14 protein-coding genes are annotated in these 18,088 nt (G+C 44.7%); 7 read left to right on the forward strand and 7 right to left on the reverse strand.

The window, feature by feature from the left end; translation table 11 throughout:
- Positions 1-98: 98 nt before the first annotated feature.
- Positions 99-1,352: an imidazolonepropionase gene (hutI, locus tag STRDD10_RS04690; RefSeq protein ID WP_067193537.1), complete on the reverse strand. Its 1,254-nt coding sequence runs from the start codon at positions 1,350-1,352 to the stop codon at positions 99-101.
- Between the two features lie 519 nt (positions 1,353-1,871).
- On the opposite strand from hutI, the gene STRDD10_RS04695 reads away from it, so the two are divergent.
- The 7 genes from STRDD10_RS04695 to STRDD10_RS04725 all read left to right on the forward strand — a co-directional run bounded on the left by STRDD10_RS04695 (position 1,872) and on the right by STRDD10_RS04725 (position 10,114).
- The gene (locus STRDD10_RS04695) at positions 1,872-3,905 is read left to right on the forward strand and encodes a urocanate hydratase (protein ID WP_067193539.1); all 2,034 of its coding nucleotides are present in this window, start codon (positions 1,872-1,874) and stop codon (positions 3,903-3,905) included.
- A gap of 30 nt (positions 3,906-3,935) precedes the next feature.
- Complete coding sequence (gene ftcD, locus STRDD10_RS04700) at positions 3,936-4,835, forward strand: glutamate formimidoyltransferase (RefSeq protein WP_067193540.1); 900 nt, start codon at positions 3,936-3,938, stop codon at positions 4,833-4,835.
- A gap of 9 nt (positions 4,836-4,844) precedes the next feature.
- On the forward strand, positions 4,845-5,474 hold the full coding sequence (locus STRDD10_RS04705) for a cyclodeaminase/cyclohydrolase family protein (RefSeq protein ID WP_067193542.1): 630 nt from the start codon (positions 4,845-4,847) through the stop codon (positions 5,472-5,474).
- Positions 5,475-5,485: 11 nt separating this feature from the next.
- Positions 5,486-6,079: a HutD family protein gene (locus tag STRDD10_RS04710; RefSeq protein WP_067193543.1), complete on the forward strand. Its 594-nt coding sequence runs from the start codon at positions 5,486-5,488 to the stop codon at positions 6,077-6,079.
- A gap of 12 nt (positions 6,080-6,091) precedes the next feature.
- Entirely contained in the window at positions 6,092-7,441 is a 1,350-nt protein-coding gene (locus STRDD10_RS04715) for an APC family permease (protein ID WP_067193545.1), read from the forward strand.
- Between the two features lie 16 nt (positions 7,442-7,457).
- The gene (gene hutH, locus STRDD10_RS04720; protein ID WP_067193547.1) at positions 7,458-8,999 is read left to right on the forward strand and encodes a histidine ammonia-lyase; all 1,542 of its coding nucleotides are present in this window, start codon (positions 7,458-7,460) and stop codon (positions 8,997-8,999) included.
- A 128-nt stretch (positions 9,000-9,127) separates the two neighbouring features.
- The gene (locus STRDD10_RS04725; protein ID WP_082782046.1) at positions 9,128-10,114 is read left to right on the forward strand and encodes an arginase family protein; all 987 of its coding nucleotides are present in this window, start codon (positions 9,128-9,130) and stop codon (positions 10,112-10,114) included.
- A gap of 125 nt (positions 10,115-10,239) precedes the next feature.
- On the opposite strand, the gene STRDD10_RS04730 is transcribed toward STRDD10_RS04725, so the two are convergent.
- The 6 genes from STRDD10_RS04730 to STRDD10_RS04755 form a co-directional block, all read right to left on the reverse strand.
- Positions 10,240-11,025: a hypothetical protein gene (locus tag STRDD10_RS04730; RefSeq protein WP_067193549.1), complete on the reverse strand. Its 786-nt coding sequence runs from the start codon at positions 11,023-11,025 to the stop codon at positions 10,240-10,242.
- 33 nt (positions 11,026-11,058) lie between these two features.
- Positions 11,059-13,188: an ATP-binding protein gene (locus STRDD10_RS04735; RefSeq protein WP_067193551.1), complete on the reverse strand. Its 2,130-nt coding sequence runs from the start codon at positions 13,186-13,188 to the stop codon at positions 11,059-11,061.
- A 266-nt stretch (positions 13,189-13,454) separates the two neighbouring features.
- Positions 13,455-14,333, reverse strand: coding sequence for a methylenetetrahydrofolate reductase [NAD(P)H] (gene metF / locus STRDD10_RS04740; protein WP_067193552.1), 879 nt, complete (start codon positions 14,331-14,333; stop codon positions 13,455-13,457).
- A gap of 182 nt (positions 14,334-14,515) precedes the next feature.
- Positions 14,516-16,765: a 5-methyltetrahydropteroyltriglutamate--homocysteine S-methyltransferase gene (metE, locus tag STRDD10_RS04745; RefSeq protein ID WP_067193554.1), complete on the reverse strand. Its 2,250-nt coding sequence runs from the start codon at positions 16,763-16,765 to the stop codon at positions 14,516-14,518.
- A gap of 244 nt (positions 16,766-17,009) precedes the next feature.
- Complete coding sequence (locus STRDD10_RS04750; RefSeq protein ID WP_067193556.1) at positions 17,010-17,372, reverse strand: TIGR02328 family protein; 363 nt, start codon at positions 17,370-17,372, stop codon at positions 17,010-17,012.
- Positions 17,356-17,760 (reverse strand): YbgA family protein, encoded by a 405-nt coding sequence (locus STRDD10_RS04755; RefSeq protein WP_067193557.1) that lies wholly within the window; start codon positions 17,758-17,760, stop codon positions 17,356-17,358. Before STRDD10_RS04755 ends, STRDD10_RS04750 begins: the two co-directional genes overlap by 17 nt.
- Positions 17,761-18,088 lie beyond the last annotated feature (328 nt).

An 18,088-nucleotide genomic window follows, 5' to 3' on the forward strand; every position in this document is an offset into this window, starting at 1 on the left:
TGAGTATTAAATGAAAAATGAGATTCTTAACATAAAAAGAGGAAGGAAACCGCAAATTTCCATCCTCTTTTTACTAATATCCCTTCATCTCACGCTTTTTACCCTCCAATCACGAGACGCCCATTCTTGTAGACATGGGTGACGAGGTTGGTAGCAAAGAAATAAAAGAGGTAATCGAGATTTGGTGCATCAAATATGGTGATATCCGCCTGTTTGCCTCTGGTAAAGGAACCTATCGTGCTCGCCCGGTCCACGGAGTAAGCGGCGTTAATGGTCACGGCATTGAGCACTTCAATCGGTGTCAGACGCATCATAAAGCAGCCTAACTGCATGGCGAATTGGAGATTGGCTGTCGGGCAAGAGCCTGGATTGCTGTCTGTCGTAAGAGTAATAGCCATGCCAGCATCTAGCATTTTACGCGCTGGTGCATAGGTGTCTTCCATGAGACTAAAGGTGGTAGCAGGCAGGAGATTGCCAATCACCTTGGCTTTGGCCAACTTTTCGATGCCCTCGTCTGTGATCATCATGAGGTGCTCTGCACTAGTAGCTTCTAGCTCTGCTGCTACATCCACACCGCCAATCGAAGCAATCTCATCGGCATGAATCCGCAGTTTGTAGCCGAGTTCCTTGGCCTTGGAGAGCAGGTAGCGGGATTCCTCAGCCGTAAAGACCCCTTTCTCACAAAAGATATCACAAAATTCCGCTAAGTTTTCTGCCTTCACTCGTGGCAGCATGTCCTTGACGATCACATCCAGATAGGCTTGGGAGCGTCCCTTGTACTCTTCTGGGATGGCATGGGCTGCCATAAAGGTCGAAACCAAATCTATCTCATGGTCTTGGTTTAGCTTTTTCACCACTTCTAACTGCCGATGCTCCGTCTCCCAGTCGAGACCATAGCCACTCTTAGCTTCCACTGTCGTCACGCCATGTTGGAGCATATAATCTAGCAGCCGTTTTGACTTGTCATAAAGAGTCGTAAAGTCCGATGCCCGAGTCGCCCGGACCGTACTGAGGATCCCACCTCCTTGGGCTAGGATATCTAGATAAGAAACACCCGCCAGCTTCTTGGCAAACTCATGCTCGCGACTTCCTCCGTAGACCAGATGGGTGTGGCAATCAATCAAACCTGGGGTCGCTACCTTCCCTTCATAGGAACGAAGTTCCGTTTCTGGTCCTATGAGGGCTGCGTCTGGCTCTCCTTGTCCAACTGCTAAAATCTTCCCGCCTTTTAGGGCGATATAGCCATCCTCTAGAATCGTCGCCGTCGCCATTGCCTCTCCAAACAAAGGATGACCGACATCACGGGGGCAAAATACTTGGTTAAAATGGGTTAAAATCAGATCTGCTGTCATAAAATCTCCTTTCATGGATGAAACAACAAGGAGAGAGTGCGCCATCACGGAAGTATCTGGTAAAAGTGAGATAAACTGCCAACTCCTAGATTTCTCTCCCTCACCTGATAGACCTGAGTGCTAGAAAAGTTCCTGCCTCCGTCAGGGAATGGATTGACACCCTCAGCTACCAGCACCAACCTACCCAGCCTGACATGTGGAGCAAGGCCTTTATTCTCAAATGGTTCGCTTTCTCCCTATCTTCATTCTACTTTTTCATTTCTATTGTAAACAAAAATAGTCTATTCATCGTCAAATTTTTTCAAAATAAATTTTAGTTTATTTTTTTTGCATTTTTATTTTTTTTGACTCTAAATAGACGGTCCTTTATTATACTAAAGAAAAATATGCTATTGTTCTTTAGTTGTTTGATTCTTTGACAGACCTTCCTTCTTCATTAGAAACAGGAAATGATTTGGTGGATGGATCAAACGGGAACGGCAACTAAAAACCATAGAAAACATGAAGGAGGGTATGAGGATGACTCATTATGATGAACAAGCTATTGCTGCAGCTATGACTGTGAAGCTGGATTTTGACCAACTTCCTGAGAAAACGGTCTTCCAAGAAGGTATCCGGCGGGCACCTGACCGTGGCTTCCGACTGACGCAAGCTCAGACTGAAGTAGCTCTCAAGAACGCTCTGCGGTATATTCCACGGCGCTTTCATAAGGAATTGATCCCTGAATTTCTAGAAGAACTCAAAACGCGGGGACGGATCTACGGCTACCGCTTCCGTCCAAAAGACCGGATCTATGGCAAACCAATCGATGAATACAAGGGAAACTGCACAGCTGCGAAAGCGATGCAAGTCATGATTGATAACAATCTCAGCTTTGAAATCGCCCTTTATCCTTACGAACTGGTCACCTATGGGGAAACAGGATCTGTCTGTGCCAACTGGATGCAATACCGCTTGATCAAAAAGTACCTGGAAGTCATGTCAGATGATCAAACCCTCGTGGTCGAATCAGGTCACCCTCTTGGCCTCTTCCATTCGAAACCAGAAGCTCCACGGGTCATCATCACCAACGGCCTGTTGGTCGGTGAGTACGACAATATGGAAGACTGGGAAGTCGCTGAAGAGATGGGTGTGACCAACTACGGTCAGATGACAGCAGGTGGTTGGATGTATATCGGACCTCAAGGGATTGTTCACGGAACTTTCAACACCCTTCTCAATGCTGGTCGTCTCAAACTAGGAGTCGCTGATGATGGGGACTTGACTGGTAAACTCTTCATCTCCTCCGGACTTGGAGGAATGAGTGGGGCTCAAGGCAAGGCAGCTGAAATCGCTCATGCGGTCGCAATCATTGCTGAAGTGGATGCTTCCCGGATTGAAACCCGCCACTCTCAAGGATGGGTCAAAGAATTAGCTGAAACGCCTAAGGAAGCCTTGGATCTGGCACAAAAAGCCTTGGCTGCTAAAGAATCTACCTCCATCGCTTATCACGGAAATATCGTCGATCTTTTAGAATATGTCAATGCAGAAAACATCCATGTAGACCTCTTAAGTGACCAAACATCTTGTCACAATGTCTACTCTGGAGGCTACTGCCCTGCTGGCATTTCCTTTGAAGAACGGACCCGCCTCTTGGCAGAAGACCAAGAACGCTTCCATCGCCTCGTCGACGAAACCCTGGCTCGCCACTTTGCAGCCATCAAGACCCTCACCCAAAAGGGAACCTACTTCTTCGACTATGGTAACTCCTTCATGAAAGCCATCTACGACTCTGGTATCAAGGAAATCTCCAAGAACGGCTTGGATGACAAGGACGGCTTTATCTGGCCATCCTATGTAGAAGACATCATGGGACCTCTTCTCTTTGACTATGGCTATGGTCCATTCCGTTGGGTCTGCCTCAGTGGCAAGCATGAAGACTTGGTCGCAACAGACCACGCAGCGATGGACGTGATCGATCCAAACCGTCGCTACCAAGACCGTGACAACTACAACTGGATCCGCGATGCAGAAAAGAATCAACTCGTCGTTGGAACGCAGGCCCGTATCCTCTACCAAGACTGCATGGGTCGGGTCAATATCGCTTTGAAATTCAACGAACTCGTGCGCCAAGGCAAGATTGGTCCTGTCATGATTGGTCGTGACCACCATGATGTATCTGGTACCGACTCACCATTCCGCGAAACTTCCAATATCAAGGATGGTTCCAATGTCACCGCAGATATGGCTGTACAATGTTATGCCGGAAATGCAGCACGTGGCATGAGTTTAGTTGCCCTTCACAATGGTGGAGGTACCGGTATCGGTAAAGCGATCAATGGTGGCTTCGGTCTAGTCCTAGATGGCAGCCATCGCATCGATGAAATTATCAAATCAGCCATCGCCTGGGATACCATGGGTGGGGTTGCACGGAGAAACTGGGCTCGTAATGAACACGCTATCGAAACAGCCATCGCCTACAACCACAGCCACCAAGGTAGCGATCACATCACAATCCCTTATCTGGCAGATGAAGATCTGGTCAAGGAAGCTGTCGCAGGACTCTTTCACTAATCCTACAGAAATAGAGCCAAAGGAGAAATTATGGCAAAAATAGTTGAATGTATTCCAAACTTTTCAGAAGGACGCAATCAAGAAGTCATCCAAGGTCTAGCAGATACCGCCCGTAGCGTTGCAGGTGTAACCCTCCTAGACTACTCTTCTGATAGCAGTCACAACCGCAGTGTCTTTACCCTCGTTGGTGATGAACAGTCGATCCAAGAAGCTGCCTTTCAATTGATCCAATACGCTTCCTTGCACATCGATATGACCAAACACCAAGGCGAACACCCTCGGATGGGGGCTACGGACGTTTGCCCATTTGTCCCAGTAAAAGACATCACGACTGAAGAATGTGTCGAAATCGCAAAATCTGTCGCCGCTCGGGTCAATCAAGAATTGAACATTCCGATCTTCCTCTACGAAGACGCAGCGACCCGTCCTGAACGCAAAAATCTCGCCAAAGTCCGCAAGGGGCAATTTGAAGGTATGCCTGAAAAACTCTTGGAAGAAGATTGGGCCCCAGACTTTGGAGAACGCAAGATTCACCCAACTGCTGGCGTCACTGCGATCGGAGTTCGGATGCCCCTCGTGGCCTACAATATCAACCTCGATACGGATAATCTCGAAATCGCAAGTAAGATCGCGAAAATCATCCGTGGATCGAGCGGTGGCTACACTTACTGTAAGGCTATCGGGGTCATGCTAGAAGACCGCAATATCGCTCAAGTCTCCATCAACATGGTGAATCTCGAAAAATTCCCTCTCTATCGTGTCTTTGAGACCGTCCGTTTCGAAGCCAAACGCTATGGTGTTGGCATCTTGGGATCTGAAGTCATCGGCTTGACCCCAGCAAAGGCCTTGATCGACACAGCAGAATACTACTTGCAAATCGAAGATTTCGACTATGGCAAGCAAGTTCTTGAAAACCATCTCTTGGGCTAGGAGGTCACGATGTTACTAACTGAACTCAGCGTTACCGAATTTGCTCAAGTCCTAGGCTCCAGCGCTCCCGCACCTGGCGGGGGCTCTGCAGCCGCTCTTTCTGCGGCAAATGGGATCTCCCTTACCAAGATGGTCTGTGAATTAACCATCGGAAAGAAAAAATACGCCGAATTTGAAGAAGAAATCACAGCCATCCGAGACCGAAGCCAGCAGCTTCAAGACGAGCTCTTAGAGGCCATTGACAAGGATACAGAAGCCTTCAATCAGGTCTCAGCCGTCTTTAGCCTTCCCAAGGAAACAGAGGAAGACAAGGCAAAAAGAAGCCAAGCCCTACAGGAAGCTCTAAAAAATGCGACGCTTTCGCCTTATCACATGATGGAATTGATCCACGAAAGCCTCCTCGTCACCCAAAAGGCAATCGGTAAGTCCAATACCAATGCAGCTAGTGACCTTGGAGTCGCAGCCCTCAACCTCAAAGCAGGACTACAAGGAGCTTGGCTCAATGTCCTTATCAACCTGTCCAGCATCAAAGATACAGACTTTGTCCAAGATCTCCAAGAAAAAGGACAAGCCCTGCTGGATGAAGGAAATAGACTGGCAGATTTGATTTATCAAGAAATTCTAGCTAGTCTCCGTTAAAAAAGAATACTATGGTACATATCCAACACCTTATCCCTCGTGACTACCACGAGTCCAATTGGTCTGGTGGCAAGACGCGAGAACTCTACCTCTATCCTCCAGATGGCGATTATAAAGAACGTCAGTTTGATTTCCGCTTATCCACTGCTTCGATCGAAGTAACAGAAAGTCACTTCACACCACTAGACGGATTTCAGCGGATTCTCATGACGCTCGATCAAGAGATCCAACTACATAACAGGACACAAAAGAATGGGACTGTCCTTTCAGCCTTTCAAAGTTACTCCTTTGATGGAGGTGATTCCCTCTTCTGTAAAGGGCAGTGCCATGATTTTAATCTCATCTACCAACCTACCTATCAGGGAAAGATAAAGGCTGTCGTACCCAATCAAATCATCGAGAGCACAGCTCAATTCCAATTCATTTATGCCTTAAAGGCCATTCGCATCCAACTATGTGAGGAGTCCATCTATACACTAAAAGAACAAGAGCTTTTAGTGATTGAGCAAAACTCTCAAGCAAAGAACATGAAGTTATTGTTTCTACCCTTGCAGTCTTCTGATCAGCCTAGTGCTATTTGGACTGCACTTCGTACACTCTCTTAAAGGAGAACAATGATGAAAGATGCACACAAACAATCGGTGCAGGAGCAAGAAAAAGCCAAATTTAGCTTTGCTGGCGCGACCCTTTATGGGATCAATGCTGTTATTGGCTCAGGAATCTTTCTCCTGCCACAAAAAATCTATGCTGGGCTAGGCCCAGCCTCTCTTGCGGTCATGTTCGGCGTTGCCATTCTAGTCATGTTGTTGTCTGCCTGTCTAGCTGAAACAGCCGGCTATGTCGAAAAAAACGGTGGTGCCATGCAATATACCAAGGCCGCTTTTGGGGATTTCGCTGCTTTTAACGTCGGTCTTTTAGGCTGGGCGGTTACGATTATCGCCTGGGCTGCCATGCTAGCTGGTTTTGCAAAGATGGTGGTGATTACCTTCCCTGCACTCGCTGGAAATGAGCTCATCATCAGTATTAGCATGGTGATTTTGCTCAGTCTCATGAACATCGCAGGGATTAAGACCTCTAAGATCTTCACCCTTACCGCAACCGTCGCAAAACTCATTCCGATCGTTACCTTCTCCCTTTGCGCAATCTTCTTTATCTCAGGAGGGATCAGCCGGGGCAACTTCACACCATTTCTACAACTCGAAGCAGGTGGCAATCTCTTCAACTCTGTCGCTAGTACCGCCATCTATATCTTCTATGGCTTTATCGGATTTGAAACCCTATCGATCGTAGCAGGGGAAATGCGCAATCCTGAAAAGAATGTACCTCGTGCGATTCTAGGTTCGATTAGTATCGTCTCCATTCTCTACATGTTGATCATCGCAGGAACCATTGCCATGATTGGTGGCCGGATTATGCAGACAGGGGCTCCCGTTCAAGATGCTTTTGTCGAAATGATCGGCCCTGTTGGCGCTCCTCTAGTTACCTACGGTGCTCTCATCTCCATTACCGGCTTGAATATCGGTGAATCCATCATGGTCCCTCGTTTCGGTGCGGCCCTAGCGGACGAAAACATGCTACCAAAGAAACTAGGTGAAACCAACAGTAAAGGGGCCCCAGTGATTGCTATTTTGATTTCCGGAGCGATCGCCATCGTCTTACTCTTCTCCGGCTCCTTCGAGATTCTCGCCGCCTTTAGTGTCGTCTTCCGTTTCTTCCAATACATCCCAACTGCACTCGCTGTAATCAAGCTGAGAAAGATATATCCAGAAAAGAAAGTCACCTTCCGTGTGCCATTTGGCCCTGTCATTCCAGTTTTAGCAGTTTTTGTTAGTCTGCTTATGATTGCAGGGGATAATCTCATGAACTTTGTCTATGGTGCTGCAGGTTTAGCTATCTCTAGCACGGTTTACTACCTCTTACATGGTAACAAATCCCACACCCATCACCATACACACTCACACGTTTAATACTAGGAGGTCTTTTATGACAACACAAATTCATCTAGATGGCAATAGCTTAACATTAGAAGATGTCATTGCTGTTGCTCGCCACGGTGTTCAATGCGAATTGGACTCAGAAGCAAAAGAAGCCGTCATCGCATCCCGCAAGATCGTAGATGATATTGTTCGTGAAAAACGCGTAGTCTATGGGGTGACCACAGGATTTGGCTCTCTCTGTAACGTCAGCATCTCCCCAGAAGACACCATGCAACTCCAAGAAAACCTTATCCGTACGCACGCTTCAGGTTTTGGTGTTCCTCTTCCAGAAGATGCGGTTCGCGCCATCATGCTTATCCGGATCAACTCCCTGCTCAAAGGCTACTCTGGTATCCGTCTTTCCACGGTTGAAAAACTGCTTGAATTGCTCAACAAAGGGGTCGTTCCATTCATCCCTGAAAAAGGATCTCTCGGAGCATCGGGTGACCTAGCTCCCCTCGCTCACATGGTTCTTCCAATGTTGGGATTGGGTCAAGCCTACTACAAGGGAGAATTGCTCCCAGGTCGTGAAGCTCTTGAAAAAGCTGGTATCGAGCCCATCAAACTTGCTGCTAAAGAAGGCCTGGCCTTGATTAACGGGACTACCGTTTTGACAGCCATCGGAGCTCTTACGACCTACGATGGTATCCAGTTGCTCAAGCTGTCAGACGTGGCTGGTGCCCTTTCTATGGAAGTCCACAATGGCATCACTAGTCCATTTGAAGAAGACCTCCACACCATTCGTCCTCAAAGTGGACAGTTAGCAACCGCACGAAACATCCGCAATCTCCTAGAAGGCAGTGGCAACACAACCGTAGCCACCCAACAACGGGTCCAAGATCCTTATACCCTACGCTGTATCCCACAAATCCACGGCGCCAGCAAGGATTCGATTGCTTATGTGAAATCAAAAGTTGAAATCGAAATCAACTCTGTTACGGACAATCCAATCATCACTAAAGAAGGTCATGTCATCTCCGGCGGAAACTTCCACGGAGAACCAATGGCACAGCCATTTGACTTCCTCGGTATCGCTCTTTCCGAAATCGGCAATGTCTCCGAACGTCGGGTGGAACGCCTCGTGAATAGCCAATTGAGCAAACTCCCATCCTTCTTAGTCAAACACCCTGGTCTCAACTCTGGATTCATGATCACCCAGTATGCCTGCGCAGCCCTTGCTTCTGAAAACAAGGTATTGGCACATCCAGCTAGTGTAGACTCCATCCCATCGTGTGAAAACCAGGAAGACTTTGTCAGCATGGGAACGATTGCAGCACGCAAAGCCGCAGAAATTCTCCAAAACTCTCGTCGGATCGTCGCAACTGAAATCATGGCTGCCTGCCAAGCTCTAGACCTCAAACCTGAAAACCATGCCCTTGGCAAGGGAACCAAACCAGCCTATGAAAAGGTACGGGCTGCCGTATCCTTCATCGAGTTTGACAAGGACATCGAAATCTACGATGAACTCAACAAGGTGTCTGCCGTGATTGAAGATCCTAGCTTCCTAGACAGCATCGAAAAAGAAGTGAATCTCAGCATCCAGTACTAGGGTCACAGGACTAGTTACGAAAATATATCCACTTTATCATATGGTAAGGGGGTGTCTATCAGCTTGCTTAGCACAAGATAGGCAACTCCCTTTTTAACAGCAAAAAACAAACATTCGAAAGGAACACTATGCACTTAGCTGATTACTATCCTATGACCTACTCCTACTACCAAGGAAGCATTGAAGACAACCCTTATACTGCCAAGTGGGGTATGCGGATCCAATTTCTTGACTTGAGAGACGACCAACTCCCCCACTTTTCTGGAGTTAATTTTGGGATATTAGGTTTCAAAAGCGACAAAGGAGTCTACATCAACAACGGTCGCGTGGGGGCGGTGGAAGGCCCTACCGCTATTCGTAGCCAAATCGCCAAACTTCCCTGGCACTGGGCAGACAACGTGACAGTCTATGATGTTGGCAATATCGACGGGCCTAATCGATCACTAGAAGAACTGCAAGACAGCCTAGCTCTAGCCGTTCAACGTATGCGAAATCTGAATCTGATTCCTATCGTTCTAGGAGGAGGACATGGGACTGCCTACGGACACTATAAAGGACTGAAAAATTCCATTCCTAAAGAGCAAAACTTAGCCGTTCTCAATCTCGATGCCCACTTTGACCTAAGACCTTACGAGGAAACAGGCCCAAACTCTGGAACAGGATTTCGCCAAATGTCTGATTATGCTAAAGCAAGCATGCAAGACTTCCCTTATCTCATTCTGGGGATTCAGGAGCACTGCAACAATCTTTTCCTATTTGATTACGTCGCCAAGCATCCTTCTATCCAGTTTTTAACAGGACAAGAACTCTATCAAACCCCTTTACCAAGCCTGTGTCAACGGATTGATGACTTCCTAGCAAAGCAGGAAGCACTCTATCTAACCATCGATATGGACTGTTTTGCAGCTGGAGCAGCACCTGGCGTTAGTGCCATTCAGTCCCTTGGTATTGACCCGAAACTCGCTCTCACCCTTCTTCAACATATCGCGGCCTCTGGTAAACTTATTGGTTTTGACCTAGTGGAAGTCTCTCCGCCCCATGACATCGATAACCATACAGCCAATCTAGCTGCCACTCTGATATTTTATATCAGTCAAGTGTTAGCACAAGGCTAAAAATTGCTCTTAAAATCAAAAAACTCACCAACCTACATAAAAGATTGATGGGTTTTTAACTGATGCAGTCTATATACTAGATAATCATTGAGAACTCCTCATCTTCCCCTAAATTTCTCCACTATTTATCTTAGCTTTAAGTCTGTCTCCATAGCATCTAGTTTTTTCACAAAATACTTGTCCCGATAAGGATTGAGATGCTGGCGTGCAACCTTCGCATAGGCTGAAAAGTCCTCTGTCAATTCTCGTCTGAGAGAGGGAAAAGTTATCTCTTTTTGATAAGCGAGGAGGGCTAGAAAATAGTTTACAAGCCCACGATCTCTAGGATTCCCATAGCGATTCATGAGATGCTCCTTTTTTTCCAAAAAATTTCTTAGTTTTTCCTCATTTTTCTCCTCCAGGGCTAAAAGGGCTAGATATAGCTCTAACTGAGCTTCCTTCCAAGGAAAACTCAAGCAAGATAAGACTCGATGGGCTTTGTTCAAGCTATTCCTTGCCTCTATGAAATCTCCCATCAAATAGTAGCTAATTCCCTGTCCTATCGTAAAGATGGTAGCCAACGCCTCCATCTTTTTTTTATCCACTAAATGGATTGCCTCCTCCTGATGAGCCAAAGCCACACGATAATTGCCTCTAATTTGCTCAATCTCTGCCAGATAATCTAACGCCGCTGCGATTTGAATAGGATACTTTTCCTGTAAGCTTGTCGTCAAACTAAAACAGTCTATCGAACGATAGAAATACCTCGTTGCCTGTTCTTCATCCCCAATCATAAGAAAATAAACTCCTTTTAAACGCAAATGCAAGGCTATGGCTTCATGATCATTAATCTGGATGGCAGTTTCCAAAGCTAGGTCACTATAATAGCACATTTCCTCAAGATTTTGTGTTTGGATTGAATAATAAATCATCTGTCGATAACCCTCCAAAAGCAAATCCAAAAGTTACATGTTTTTTGCTGATGAGACAACCTCTTGTATGTCGTGAATTCCCTTTTGGTAATCCCCTATGCGAATAAAGTAGCGCCCCTCCAAATACAAGAATCGTAGCCGTAAAATACAATACTCCCTATCCCGTTGGTACTGTACTTCCATCTTCTGCAATTCTCCAGAAATACAATCCAGCTGCTTCAAAATATCTACTGGATATTTTAAGCCTGTCTCCTCCATCCCTTGGTAACCTTTATAGTAGATTGGAAAAAGTTCTTGACGAAACTCCAAGATAGCTTCTAGATACTGCAATTCATAATTTAGAGCCCGCAAAACTTCCTTTGCTTCCCTATATTGATAAGCAATTTCCTTATAGACCAGAATCGATAGACCCGTTCTCACGCCTTTCTCCAATTCTTGAGCAATCTCTCGGTGAAGCAATCTCTTTTTAGCTGGTGATAAATTTTGATAAACATACCGTTTCAGCACTTTTTGTTGGAAATCTAGAAAAATACGATCTCCTTCCACCGTAACCTCTAACAGACCTTTTTCAGATAAATCATCCACTAAGGCCATAAACAAGCTAGCCATATGCGTCATGAATCCCTCCAATAGAGAAAAAGGGATTTTCTTTTCAAAACACGAAAGATAGGTCAGCATATCCATCTGATCCTTGCTTAGCTGCCCCCACAGTTGGTTAAGATGTGACTTGACAAGGCGTGGGAGAGAGGCAATACTTCCCCTCTCTTTAAATAAAAGAAGATACTCCGTTAAGAAAAAGGGATTGCCTTGTCCATACTCCAACATCTCCAGCACCCCATCCTCTTCTATATAAGGCAGCTGGTTACGCAAAAAGATTCTACTCTCTTTTTCAGAGAAAGGGGACAAAACTAGGGAAGTCAGTCGACCCCCCAATTCTAACTGGGCAATATAAGTACCTAACTGAATCGGTTTTTGAGGAGTTGTTATTAAGACAATCCCCAACTTTTCCCTACTAAAATGACCTAACAGGTCCTCCAATAAATCCAGTACATCCTTTTCTAAAAATTGAGCATTCTCAAAAACAAGTAAAAATGGTCGCTCTTCTAAGAGAGTCTGCAATAACTCCACAATCAAATCCACCGCTTGATCTTTTTGAAAGTGGCTAGCTCCTCCAGACCCCAGTAATTGCACTAAGTTTTCCTCAAATATCCTCAAAAGTCGGTCAGGTCGTTGAGACTGTTTGTGGCTACAATCTAGACGTAGAATGTGAAAGGCATACGTTCGCATCAACAGAACCTGCCTCAACAGTCGCCTTTTCCCTAGGCCAAACTCTCCCTCTAACAGAAGCACTTGGGCTTGTCTTTCTCCTTCTAATTGGCTAAAAAAATTCTCTAGTTGCCTGATTTCTGCTCTTCGACCGAAAAACGGGAGAAGTTGTTCGTGAGACTGACTACTTCCTTCTTGTTCTCTCCGTTCCATTAAAACCATTTGATAAAGACGCTCTATCGTCTCACTGGGACGAACTCCAAGCTCTCTATCTAGAAGATCGACCAAAGCATAATAGGTATCGAAAAATTTACCAAATTGCCTATTCTGACGATAAAATTCAAGTAAACCCTCGTAATTTTTTTCCTCAAATTCATCAAGCGCAATTAATTGCTTCAGATAACCTTCTAACCTAGAATCCTTTGAATGGAGTGTTTGAATCACTTGCTGGCAACTATCTACATATAACTGCTGTAAAAAAAGACGCTTTCGCTCTATCCAATCCTCAAACTCTCCATCATCTTTTAGGTAGAATCCTTCTAAAAAATCCCCTTGATAAAGATCCAAATTTTCAAAAGGAAAAGCCATAAAACGACTCACATCGGACTCGATGACAACTTGGGGATTAAAGGAGAGGCTATTACGTGTGGGCGATATGATCAGATCCATCCCCAAAACTTTATTAGCTTGATACACTGTATTTCTCAGATTTTTCCGAGCAACTTGATTTTCTTTCCCAGCCCAAAGTAAACCAGCCACTTGGTCACGATGACTCTGGCCCATCACAACTAAATAATACAGAAGAGCTTCAATCTTTAAAAAAGAGAAGTGAACTTCCTTTTCCCCCAGAAATACCTTAGGTTGTCCAAATAATTTCAATCGTAAGTTTTCTGTCATCACAAGCGCCTCCAAACTTTATAATTTAACTATAAAATAAAAGTTTGTTTTTTTCAAGCAAAACCCCTATATAGATGTTTATTTTTGCCTTTAAAAAGCATGTTTAACAAACAAATCAAAAGAGACCGAGATAACAAGTTCGGTCTCTTTTTTATGGAAACTAGTTTTAAAACGATAGTAAAAACTTCATTCTCCAAAAGCCACAGGTAATAAAGTTGGTAAAAATCAAGATAACCCCTACTGGTTTTATTTCTTTTCCATTTTTACTATGCTAATTGTTTACTTCCGCTTCCTGTATGAAAAAATGCTCGAGTCGCTTCATGGATATACTGAGCCGTTTCGGCATTATTCATGGTGTAGAGGTGCACTCCTGCCACATCCTGGGTCACCAAGTCCACAATCTGATCCACTGCATAGGCAAGCCCTGCTGCTTTGAGCGATTCTGGATCGTGCTCATACTTGTCTAAAATGGCTTTAAATTTACGTGGCAAATGGATATTTTCACAAGTTTTCAAGAGGCGCAGGGCCTGATTGCGATTCAAGATTGGCATAATCCCCGCATGAATCGGCACCTCAATCCCAGCCAAGATACACTTGTCACGGAAATCATAGAAGCGCTCATTATCAAAGAAGAGTTGCGTCACCAAACTGGAGCAGCCAGCATCCACCTTCTTTTTGAGGTTTTGAATATCTGAAATCTGATTCGGTGAATCGGGATGCCCTTCTGGATAGCAGGCTCCGACAATCTCAAAGTGAGGTTGCTCCTCCTTGATGAAAGAAATCAAATCGGTTGCGTAGCGGAAGTCCTTTTGTGGCGCCACCTCCGGGATAATATCCCCACGTAATGCTAAAATCCGGTGAACGCCTACTTCATCTAACTCCTGTAAGGTCTCCGCAACGGATTCCTTGGTGAGATAGATAGCTGGCAAGTGAGCTATCGTCGGTACCTCTAGCTCGTTTTGGATATGATTGGCCAAAGCTACCGTCGTCTCTTTGATATTATATTTATTATTACTAGCCGTCACACTGATAAAGTGTGGTGCCAAGCCCTGCATGTCATCCAAGGCACGCAGAATTTTTTCATTGCCTACTGCTGGATTGGGAGGAAAAACCTCAAAGGATAGACTCGGTGTGTGTTGGCTCATAGAGTGAATAGTCCTTTCTTTCTGACCTCAAGGGTGAGAAAATAGCTGGCCAAGCCAAGTAGCCAGCTATTTATACTCAATGAAAATCATCAGCAAACTAGGAAGCTAGCCGCAGGCTGTACTTGAGTACGGTAAGGCGAAGCTGACGTGGTTTGAAGAGATTTTCGAAGAGTATTATCTACTTATAGTTCTTTACGGGCTGCTTTAGCAGCTTCAACAAGCTTGATCAAGCTTTCTTTGGTTTCTTTGATGCCACGTGTTTTCAAACCACAGTCAGGGTTGATCCAAACTTTTCTGCTTGGTACTTTGGCAAGGATAGCTTCGATCGTGTGGTCGATTTCGCCTTCGTTAGGCACACGAGGTGAGTGGATATCGTAAACTCCAGGTCCCACTTCTGTTTGGAAGTTTTGTGCTTTCAATTCGTCCAAGATTTCAAGATTTGAACGGCTCGCTTCAAAGGAAATCACGTCTGCATCCATGTTGTCGATAGCTGGGATGATATCTGTAAATTCTGAGTAACACATATGCGTGTGGATTTGTGTGTCTGGTGCTACTGTTGAATGTACCAAACGGAAGGCTGGAATAGCCCAGTCAAGGTAGTCTTCGTACCAGTCACTACGACGGAGTGGCAATTTCTCACGAAGAGCAGCCTCGTCGATTTGGATAATCTTCACGCCTGCAGCTTCAAGGTCAAGAACTTCATCCTTGATGGCAAGAGCGATTTGAAGAGTAGAATCCTTGATAGAGATGTCTTCACGTGGGAATGACCAGTTAAGGATAGTCACCGGTCCAGTCAACATACCTTTAACAGGTTTGTCCGTACGGCTTTGTGCGTAGCTAGACCATTTAACAGTGATTGGGTTAAGACGAGTGACATCACCCCAGATGATTGGTGGTTTCACCCCACGCATACCATATGATTGAACCCAACCATTTTTAGAGAAGAGGTAACCGGACAAGTTTTGACCGAAGTACTCAACCATGTCATTTCGCTCGAATTCACCGTGAACAAGCACGTCAAAGTCCACTTCTTCTTGCCATTTGATCCATTCGTCGATGGTTTCAGCAAGGAAGGCATCGTAGTCTTCTTGAGACAATTCACCCTTACGGAAGGCCAAACGTTTAGCACGAACTTCCTTAGTTTGAGGGAAGGATCCGATGGTTGTTGTTGGAAGGGCTGGAAGTTTGAATGCTTCTTCTTGGATAGCTTCACGCTCTGCAAAGGCTGGCAAACGAGTGTAGTCTGCATCAGTCAATCCAGCGATACGTGCACGAAGTTCTGCATTTTCTCCGACACGTTCTGTTGCAAAGAGTTCTTTGTTAGCAGCAAGGGCTTCTTCCCCTTGACCATTGCGGATAGCATCCAAGTCACGAAGTTCTTCCAATTTTTCAACTGCAAAGGCAAAGTGGTTGAGGATAGCTGGTTCAAATTCTTCGTTAGCCGTTGTAAATGGCACATGAAGTAGTGAGCAAGAAGTTGTCAAAACAAGGTTTTCAGCTGGTACTTGTTCAAGAATTGCAAGACTCTTCTCGTAGTTGTTACGCCAGATGTTTTTACCATTGACGATACCGGCATAGAGAGTCTTATCAGCTGGGAAACCACCTTTAACCAATTCAAGTGTTTTCTTACCTTCAACGAAGTCCAAACCAATGGCATCTACTGGCAAGTTGACAAGGTCAGTGTAGACATCACGAACATCACCAAAGTAGGTTTGGATCAAGACTTCAAGACCTTTCTTGTCAGCCAAGAGTTTGTTGTAGAGGTTCAAGAAGAGAGCTTTTTCTTCTGCTGACAAATCTTTGACAAGAGCTGCTTCATCCAGTTGGATACGAGTCGCACCCAGTTCAGCCAATTTGGCAAAAACTTTTTGGTAAGCAGCCACAAAGCTGTCTACGAAGTCTTCCGCTTTCACGCCTTCTTCAAAGTCTGACAATTGAAGGAAGGTAAATGGTCCAACTACAACTGGGCGTGTGTTCAAGCCTAATTCTTTCGCTTCTTGGAACTCATCAAAAATCTTGTGACCAGAAAGTTTAACTTCTGTTGTTTTTTCAAATTTTGGAACGATGTAGTGGTAGTTAGTGTTGAACCATTTTTTCATCGGAAGGGCACGTACATCCCCTTTTTCTCCCTGGTAACCACGCGCCAAGGCAAAGTAGCGCTCAAGGTCTGTCAACTCCAAGTTTTGAACAGAAGCAGGCACCACGTTGAAAAGGAAAGCCGCATCTAGGAAGTTGTCATAGTGAGAAAAGTCATTTGAAGGAATCTCCGTAATGCCTTTTTCTTTAACAATGTTCCAGTGTTTGGCACGCAAGTCTTTGGCAGCAGCCAAAAGCTCGTCTGCTGAGATTTCATTTCTAAAGTATTTTTCAGTTGTAAATTTTAATTCGCGGAATTCACCCAAACGTGGGAAACCGATAATTGTCGTTGACATAAGCATCCTCCAAAATATGTTGTTGCAACTATCTTATCAGAAAAAATACTATCTGTATAATTGTAAAAAATTAGGATTAGGTATAGTTTTAAACTATACCTAATCCTTCTCAAAAAGAAAAAGAACGGACTAGTCCTTGTCAGTTCCTTTTGTATAGGCTATTTTATAGGTGACTACCCACTTCATTATCCAAACAAACTCTCAACCAACCTTGAAAGCAACTATGATTTGTTATTAGAAAAAACTATAACTCTATTCCCTTCTGACGGAGATTCTCTAAGCACTCCTTATAGTAGGTCGCATCATGTTCTCTATAAATTGGATTCCCCACCTTCTCTTCGACCAAATCTTCGTAAGCTAGGCAGGTCTTGCCACGATAGTTTTTTTCTAGCCACTCTGGACTGACCCGATAACCACGACTAACCATCTCTTCCATAATTAGGACATGATAAGCATAGAGACAAAATGGAGAATAAGCGAAAACGTAGTCAACTATCGCATGCTTTTTCCCCCAACCATTGCCACGTAAAGCACAGCATTCTCTATGTTGACCTAAAAGTTGCTGACGGGGAAGATGAGAGATCAACTCCTCATGCCAAAGTCTCATGGTCGTCTCCCTTCAATAAGGTAGACTCTTGCAAATAAGCATTGGGATAAATCTGAAGCATACTCCTTGTCTTAGCTACCAACTCTTCCTTCGAAGCCTGACCATATCGGTACTGCTCCAACAACACCAAATAAGCTTTCCGCTCGTCAACTCTTGCTTTCTTTTTAAAATAACCCCAAACATGTTGAAAAGTATTGCCAACCTGTCCTCTATCTTCAGGAATCTGACAGGCACGGTCAATCATCTCTTGAACCTGCCTAACCTCCACCACTTCTTGCTTTAAATACCGGCGAATGTCCTTGTAAATATTGCTGGAATGACTCAAAACGAGGTATTTGTTTCTAGCCCAGAGTTGCTGACACTGAGTGCGCTGATTTTTCTCTTTCATATCATCTTTCAATTATTTCTTATTCGGTCCTTTTAATTTCATACTCAATGAAAATCAAAGAGCAAACTAGGAAGCTAGCCGCAAGCTGTACTTGAGTACGGTAAGGCGAAGCTGACGTGGTTTGAAGAGATTTTCGAAGAGTATCAAGTCCTTCGTCACTTCATTTTGATAAAAAGATAGTGACATCCTAACCCATGTAACCCTCTCTTCAAAAAGAAGGAAATCAGAAATACATAATCCTCTATTTCCATTTTCCAACTTGGATTCTATAAAATAAAAGCCATTCAGTCTCCCTAAATCACTACTTGATTATCGAGAAAGACATAAA

The organism is Streptococcus sp. DD10 (assembly GCF_001578805.1).
GTDB lineage: Bacteria > Bacillota > Bacilli > Lactobacillales > Streptococcaceae > Streptococcus.

Coding starts and splice junctions, on each gene's coding strand:
- hutH (WP_067193547.1), top strand. CDS start 7,458: ATGACAACACAAATTCATCTAGATGGCAATAGCTTAACATTAGAAGAT.
- STRDD10_RS04725 (WP_082782046.1), top strand. CDS start 9,128: ATGCACTTAGCTGATTACTATCCTATGACCTACTCCTACTACCAAGGA.
- STRDD10_RS04715 (WP_067193545.1), top strand. CDS start 6,092: ATGAAAGATGCACACAAACAATCGGTGCAGGAGCAAGAAAAAGCCAAA.
- STRDD10_RS04695 (WP_067193539.1), top strand. CDS start 1,872: ATGACTCATTATGATGAACAAGCTATTGCTGCAGCTATGACTGTGAAG.
- metF (WP_067193552.1), bottom strand. CDS start 14,333: ATGAGCCAACACACACCGAGTCTATCCTTTGAGGTTTTTCCTCCCAAT.
- hutI (WP_067193537.1), bottom strand. CDS start 1,352: ATGACAGCAGATCTGATTTTAACCCATTTTAACCAAGTATTTTGCCCC.
- ftcD (WP_067193540.1), top strand. CDS start 3,936: ATGGCAAAAATAGTTGAATGTATTCCAAACTTTTCAGAAGGACGCAAT.
- STRDD10_RS04710 (WP_067193543.1), top strand. CDS start 5,486: ATGGTACATATCCAACACCTTATCCCTCGTGACTACCACGAGTCCAAT.
- STRDD10_RS04750 (WP_067193556.1), bottom strand. CDS start 17,372: ATGAGACTTTGGCATGAGGAGTTGATCTCTCATCTTCCCCGTCAGCAA.
- metE (WP_067193554.1), bottom strand. CDS start 16,765: ATGTCAACGACAATTATCGGTTTCCCACGTTTGGGTGAATTCCGCGAA.
- STRDD10_RS04705 (WP_067193542.1), top strand. CDS start 4,845: ATGTTACTAACTGAACTCAGCGTTACCGAATTTGCTCAAGTCCTAGGC.
- STRDD10_RS04730 (WP_067193549.1), bottom strand. CDS start 11,025: ATGATTTATTATTCAATCCAAACACAAAATCTTGAGGAAATGTGCTAT.
- STRDD10_RS04735 (WP_067193551.1), bottom strand. CDS start 13,188: ATGACAGAAAACTTACGATTGAAATTATTTGGACAACCTAAGGTATTT.
- STRDD10_RS04755 (WP_067193557.1), bottom strand. CDS start 17,760: ATGAAAGAGAAAAATCAGCGCACTCAGTGTCAGCAACTCTGGGCTAGA.